Origin of the sequence: Bradyrhizobium sp. AS23.2, assembly GCF_001908185.1 — a bacterium.
In the GTDB taxonomy this organism is placed as follows: Bacteria; Pseudomonadota; Alphaproteobacteria; order Rhizobiales; family Xanthobacteraceae; genus Bradyrhizobium.
Map to the genome: position 1 here is coordinate 1 of NZ_LGHM01000313.1, position 5,222 is coordinate 5,222.

Annotated in this window: 6 protein-coding genes; 2 read left to right on the plus strand and 4 right to left on the minus strand. The window is 65.4% G+C overall.

Translation table 11 applies throughout. The features are described 5' to 3' along the window. Positions 1 to 92 precede the first annotated feature (92 nt). From AC630_RS41700 to ftsE, 4 genes are all read right to left on the minus strand, one after another. Complete coding sequence (locus tag AC630_RS41700) at positions 93 to 866, minus strand: lysophospholipid acyltransferase family protein (protein WP_074124241.1); 774 nt, start codon at positions 864 to 866, stop codon at positions 93 to 95. Positions 867 to 888: 22 nt separating this feature from the next. Further along, positions 889 to 1,593, minus strand: coding sequence for a YdcF family protein (locus AC630_RS41705; protein WP_074124243.1), 705 nt, complete (start codon positions 1,591 to 1,593; stop codon positions 889 to 891). A gap of 296 nt (positions 1,594 to 1,889) precedes the next feature. Next, complete coding sequence (locus AC630_RS41710) at positions 1,890 to 2,858, minus strand: cell division protein FtsX (protein WP_074124245.1); 969 nt, start codon at positions 2,856 to 2,858, stop codon at positions 1,890 to 1,892. Further along, positions 2,851 to 3,510: a cell division ATP-binding protein FtsE gene (gene ftsE, locus AC630_RS41715; protein ID WP_074124249.1), complete on the minus strand. Its 660-nt coding sequence runs from the start codon at positions 3,508 to 3,510 to the stop codon at positions 2,851 to 2,853. The genes AC630_RS41710 and ftsE overlap by 8 nt, the downstream gene beginning before the upstream one ends. A 179-nt stretch (positions 3,511 to 3,689) precedes the next feature. Here ftsE and AC630_RS41720 point away from each other — a divergent pair, with 179 nt between their 5' ends. Beyond that, positions 3,690 to 4,568 (plus strand): MJ0042-type zinc finger domain-containing protein, encoded by an 879-nt coding sequence (locus tag AC630_RS41720; RefSeq protein ID WP_074124251.1) that lies wholly within the window; start codon positions 3,690 to 3,692, stop codon positions 4,566 to 4,568. Positions 4,569 to 4,604: 36 nt separating this feature from the next. After that, entirely contained in the window at positions 4,605 to 4,979 is a 375-nt protein-coding gene (locus AC630_RS41725; protein ID WP_074124247.1) for a response regulator, read from the plus strand. Positions 4,980 to 5,222 lie beyond the last annotated feature (243 nt).

Here is a 5,222-nt window from a genome sequence, read left to right on the forward strand (position 1 = left end):
GATGAGATTGCGATGAACCGTCATCGCGCTTTAGATTATTGTTTGAGCATGATCTTTTCGGAAAACCGCTTCACACTTTTCCGGATCATGCTCTAGCTCTCCGACGGAGCATAGCTCGGCGCGGAGCCAATCAACCGCTCCTGCTCCTTCCGGCCCGCTTCGACGATGCGAGTGGTCGCGTCTTCGATGGCGGCTTGCACACGGGAGAGAAACTCGTCCTTGGGCAGGCCCGGCGGCAACGGATCGAGGAACTCCACCACAAGCGTGCCCGGATAGCGCATGAAGGTGCGGCGCGGCCAGAACAGGCCGGAATTGAGCGCGATCGGAAGGCACTGCACGCCGCAGGACGAATAGATTTGCGCAAAGCCGGTCTTGTAGTCGGGCGGCGCGCCCGGCGCACGGCGCGTTCCTTCCGGAAATATGACGAGCTGGCGGCCGCCGCGCACCGCCTCGCGCGCGCGCCGCGTCATGTCCAGCAGCGCCTTCACACCGGCATTGCGGTCGATCGCGATCATCCCGGTCTTGACCAGGAATTGACCGAAGACCGGGATCTGCATGAGCTGACGCTTGAGGATGAAGATCGGGCGATCGAAGAATCCCGGCAGCACAAAGGTCTCCCAGAACGACTGGTGCTTCGCCACGATCAGCAGCGGCCCCTGCGGGATCCTCTCGACGCCGCGGAATTCCACCTTGATGTTGCAGACCACGCGCATCAGGAACAGCGTGGCCTTCGCCCACCATTCCGCGACCGTCAGCATGGCGCGCGGCGGCATCGCGAAGGTCGGCAGCGCCACGATCGCGAGACACACCAGCACGGTGTAGAACAGCACGTTGAACACGAGCGAGCGCAGAAAAATCAGGAACATCGACGATCCGATCAATTGCCGATCAATTGGCCTGTGCGGTGGCGGGCCGCTTCGGTTGCATACCCGCAGGCTGCTCCGACACTTCGGGCGAAAGGTCAATCCCGAAATCCTCCAGCCGCACCCTGAGCACTGCCGCGATGTACTTGACATATTCCGAGAGCAGGAGCCGCAAGGTGGACCCCGATGTCCACCACGGCTCCTCGCGCCATTTGTCGCTGACCACCACGAACGGAATCAGCGTCGTCTCCGGCATCGCATGCGAGAATTCCACCAGCGCGCGCGGCATATGATAGTTCGAGGTGACCACGATCAGCGATCTGAATTGGCGCTCCTGCGCCCAGCGGCGCGTCTCCGCCGCATTGCCGCGGGTCGTGAGCGCGGTGCGGTCGAGGTCGACGCAACATCTCATGAAGGACTGGTTCTCCGGCAACGTCCGGGAGATGTCGCTCGCCGTCGAGGTCGGATGCACGCCGGAGATCAGGAGTCGCTTGCCGTAGCCAGCTGCCAGCAGCTCCATCGCGTCCGACACGCGCGAGGAGCCGCCGGTCAGCACCACGATGCCGTCCGCCTTGCGGTTCGGCGCGATCTCGGCGCCGCGCAATTGGGACAGGAACGCAACGAAGCCCGCCGCCGCGCCGACGAAGACGAACGCGATCGTCGAGACCACGGCCGCGCGCAGCCATCCGCGCGGCAAGTTCGGCGATCGATCGTCGGTCGGCGAGGTCATATGATGTCGGTGATCCCTTCCCCGGATGATTTTAAGACGTTTTGAGGCGAAGTGGAGTCCGGTTTACCGGACCTGCGACCACAAGAGACTGCGACTTCATCGGCGCCGACGGTGCGCTCCCTCGCCCCGCTTGCGGGGAGAGGGTGGGGTGAGGGGGAGTCTCCGCGGAGACGGTGGCAGATGAACTCGCGGAGAGTCCCCCTCACCCGGAATCCGTGCTTTCAGCGCGAATTCCGGCCTCTCCCCGCAAGCGGGGAGAGGCGAAAAAACAGCGAGCAAACTCATTACTCGGGGACTCATTCAACATCATTCAGCGTCGCAAACAGCGTCTGGCGCGAGGCGACGGCGGTGATCGCGCCGATCAGCACCGCCTGCACCGCGAGCACGATGTAGCCGGACGGCCGCAGCGAGAAGGTGCCGAGCAGGGCTGCGAACTGGTCGCCGACCGGGGTACCCGAGAACCAGCCGGCGATCGACTCGGAGAAACCGAACACCAGCATGGCGACACCGCCGCCGATCACGCCGCCTTCCAGGCCCAGCCTGAGGAAGTGGCGCAGGAAGCGGTTCGCGATGTAGCGGTCGCCGGCGCCGACGAAATGCAGGACCTCGACGATCGGGCGGTTCGCCGCCATGGCGCCGCGCGTTGCGAACGAGACCGAAATGATGGTGGCGATGATGACGAGCGAGAGGATGCCGAGGCCGGCGATCACGATGGCATTTGTCATCGAGCGCATGCGTTCGATCCAGGCGCGGTGGTCGTCGACGGTCGCGCTTGGCGCCGCCTGCGCCACGCGGGCGCGCAACGCACCGAGATCGAGCGGCGTGCCCGGCTGCACGCGCGCGATGATCATGCGCGGCACCGGCAGGTCGTCCATCGACAGGCCGGTGCCGAGCCAGGGCTCGAGCAGCTTGCCGCTCTCTTCCTTGGTGAACGGCTTGACCTCGACGATGCCCGCCTGCGCGCGCATCACCTCCGTCACTGCCGCGGTGTCGCGCTCAAGATCGCGGCCGGTCTGCGGGCGGACCTGGATGGTGATTTCGCTCGCGACATCCGACTGCCATTCGGCAGCGGAGGCGCTGACCAGGAGCACCGTGCCCGTCGCCATCGAAGCGAGGAAGGTCATGATGGCGACGACGGCGACCAGCGCGCGGCCGTGGATCGAGGCGCGCGGCACGATCGGCGACATATTGCGCGCCTTGGCCGGAAGCTGCGGACGCTCTTGTCCGAGATCGACCAGCACGCCGCGTTCGTCGGTCCTACTCATAGACGTGCAGCCGTCCCTGATGCAGCACCAGCCGCCGCGCCTCATACTGATCCATCAGGCCGATGTCGTGGGTCGCGATGATCACAGCGGTGCCGGATTTGTTGAGCTCGATGAAGAGCCGCAGCAGGCGGCGGCCGAGCGTCGGATCGACGCTGCCGGTCGGCTCGTCCGCGAGCAGGAGCTGCGGCCGCGAGATCACCGCGCGCGCGATCGCCGCACGCTGCTTCTCGCCGCCGGACAGGATCGGCGGCAGCGCATCCATCCGCTCGCCGAGGCCCACCCAGCGCAAGAGGTCGATCACCTCCTTGCGGTAGCTCGCCTCGCTGCGGCCCATGACGCGGAACGGCAGCGCGACGTTCTCATACGTCGTCATGTGGTCGAGCAGGCGGAAATCCTGGAGCACGATGCCGATGCGCTTGCGCAAGTCCGCGATCTCGTCCTTGCCGAGCTGCGAAACATCGTGGCCGAACAGATTGACCAGACCACGCGTCGGCCGGTGCGACAGGAACAGCAGTCGCAAGAGCGAGGTCTTGCCGGCGCCGGACGGGCCGGTGAGGAACTGGAAGGAATGGGCCGGGATCTGGAAGCTGAGGTCGCGCAGGATCTCCGGCCCCAGGCCGTAACGCAATCCGACATTTTCGAACCGAACCAAGCTCAGCTCCGTTCGAGAGGGGGCGATGACCGCGCCGCGGCGCTCCACCACGCGCGATCAAGGGGTTGTGCGGCCGTTATGGTTTCCGGTTCGTTAACGGTCGCCGTGTAGCATCCAGGGTGCCCGGTTCTCGACGACCGGGACCTCGTCAAGACTCGTCCATGCATCAAGGCTCGTCCATGCATATCGTCTGCCCCCATTGTACGACATCCTACGCTATCAAGCTTGCGAGCCTGGGGGCGAACGGGCGGACGGTCCGCTGCTCCCGCTGCAAGGAGACCTGGGTCGCCCATGCCGAGGATGCCATCGAAGAGGCGTCCGTTCCGGCCATGGCCGCAGCCAGCCAGGCCGAGGACCAGTCCGACCTCGCCGAGCAGTGGAACTCCTATGCCAAGGACGACGCCGCCGCCGACACGCCAGTCGTCGACAGCCCCTCGATCGCCAGCGATTGGCCGGACGAGGAAGTCGGCCGGATCGCGGACGAATGGTCGGCCGCGGCCCGATCCGCTGAAGAGGACGGAGCCGGCGCGCAGCATCAGTCCTGGTTCCGCGGCCTGTTCCACCGCCGCGGCGCACGGGTGAGCCGCCCAGCCGCCACCACGGCTCCGCGAAAATCCTATTTCGGCCTGCCGACTGCCTGCGCGGCCATGGGCGCACTCGTGCTGGCCCTGATCATCTGGCGCGGCGACATGGTGCGGTTGCTGCCGCAGACGGCCGCCTTCTACAAGGCGGTCGGACTTGAAGTTAATCTGCGCGGGCTGGCCTTCAAGGACGTCAAGCTCTCCAGCGAGACCGTGGACGGTAAGCAGGTGCTCGTGATCGAGGGCGTGATCGTGGGCCAGGGCAAGAAGCCGCTCGATATCCCGCGCCTGCGCTTTGCGGTGCGCGATGCGCAGGGCGCCGAGATCTACGCCTGGAATACGGTGCTGGAGCAGACCGTGCTGCAGCCCGGTGAGCGCGCCTTCTTCCGGTCGCGCCTGGCTTCGCCGCCGCCGGAGGGTCGCAATATCGATGTGCGCTTCTTCAACCGGCGCGACATTGCCGGCGGCAGCGTTTAAACAGCCTCGCAGGATCCCGCGCGGGAGGTTGGTCCCTTGCCAAAAATCTTGATCGCCGACGACGAGGATTCGATGCGCCAGCTCGTGGCGCGCGCCATCGCCATGGACGGCCACGAAACCGTCACCGCGCAGGATGGCGCCGAGGCGCTGGAGATCCTGACCCGCGAGGACGGCGCGTTCGATCTGCTCCTCACCGACATCCAGATGCCGGTGATGGACGGCATCGCGCTGGCGCTGTCCGCCGCGCGCGATTTCCCCGACCTGACCATTTTGCTGATGACCGGATTTGCCGACCAGCGCGAGCGCGCCTCGAACTTGAATGCACTGGTGCATGACGTCGTGACCAAGCCGTTCTCGGTCGCCGACATCCGCACGGCGGTGGCGGATGCGCTGGCGGCGAAGAAGGGATAGCGGCCCCCCCCGGGAAGCCACACATTCCGCTGTCATGCCCCGGCTTGACCCACGGCTGTCCGGTTTAGATTTTCTGGACAGAGCGCATGGCGTTGATTCTAGTCGGTTCTGGACGTCTGCAAGCGTTCCAGGACACGACAAGAGGTCATCGCCATGCCGCATCACAATACAGTATTCCGCGACATTCTGAAGCTGATGCCGTGGCGTCAGTTTGAGGCGCTTGTGGAAGAACATGATGCGGAT